General features: G+C 39.0%; 1 pseudogene. It reads right to left on the bottom strand.

The window, feature by feature from the left end:
* Positions 1-335: pseudogene (asnB, locus tag R7E78_RS30810) on the bottom strand (asparagine synthase B); the annotation flags it as partial.
* Positions 336-510 lie beyond the last annotated feature (175 nt).

Genomic DNA, 510 nt, shown 5'->3' with positions numbered 1-510 from the left:
GCACCCATGTCTTGATACAGCGCTAAAATAGCTTCACAGTCAGAGTCTGTTTGGAACTCGTACTTTCCTTCGTAGCGAGGGCGTATCTCTTTGTGGTTGTAGATCTCACCGTTAACGGCAAGGATTAGTTTTTTATCAGGGCTGTATAGTGGTTGAGCACCGCTATTTAGACCAACGATAGCCAAGCGCTCGTGAGCTAGGATTGCTCTTTCTGAAGAGTAGATACCAGACCAGTCAGGGCCACGGTGACGAAGCTTTTTCGACATTTCTAACGCGATAGGACGCAGTGCCGCTGCATCACTTTTAATGTCTAAAATCCCAAATACTGAACACATACAACATCCTTTCTAAACTAAACAATTTCTAATCGGTATGGATTCAATTTGCCATTCTGAGTAAAAAAAGCAACGTTTTGTGATTAAAAAAATGATAAAAAGCCTTGTTGATTAAATAATATTTAATTTATTTGTTGTTTTGATGAATGGAATTAAGGTTTGGTATGAAAATCAA

The organism is Vibrio sp. YT-19(2023) (assembly GCF_033337395.1).
The sequence above is the reverse complement of the archived record's forward strand: the minus strand, read 5'-3'. Positions and strand labels throughout refer to the sequence as shown.